This is a genomic window from Pseudoduganella buxea, assembly GCF_009720835.1.
GTDB classification, from domain to species: Bacteria; Pseudomonadota; Gammaproteobacteria; order Burkholderiales; family Burkholderiaceae_D; genus Rugamonas; species Rugamonas buxea.
Genome location: NZ_WNKZ01000269.1, coordinates 1 through 396 on the forward strand (window position 1 = coordinate 1; position 396 = coordinate 396).

Below are 396 nucleotides of genomic sequence, written 5' to 3' on the forward strand. Positions count from 1 at the left end.
TCCAGTCGTCGAATGCATCGAACTCCGCTTCCGACCGTCAAGCCCTGCAGACCGAAGTCACGCAGCTGGGTTCGGAACTGAACCGTATCGCCCAGACCACCACCTTCAACGGCCAGGCCCTGCTGGATGGTTCGATGGGTACGGCCAACTTCCAGGTCGGTGCCGATGCCAACCAGCTGATCTCGTCGACCGGCGCGAATTTCCTGACCAGCACCTACGGTAATAACAACGTCAAGAACGCGGCATCCGCAGTCAACGCCACCGGTGCGACCAACGTCGCCGCAGGCGTTGGGGCAATGCAAGTCGCAGGTATGCGTGGTAGCGGTGCGGCCATCGACGTCGAGGCAACCGACACGGCGAAAACCCTGGCCGCCAAGGTCAACTCCCAGACCGCAT

1 protein-coding gene is annotated in these 396 nt (G+C 61.9%); it reads left to right on the forward strand.

The genetic code is table 11. The annotated features are described in order from the left end of the window. On the forward strand, nucleotides 1-396 hold a 396-nt coding region (locus GM672_RS30280), incomplete at both ends, for a flagellin N-terminal helical domain-containing protein (RefSeq protein WP_443094186.1).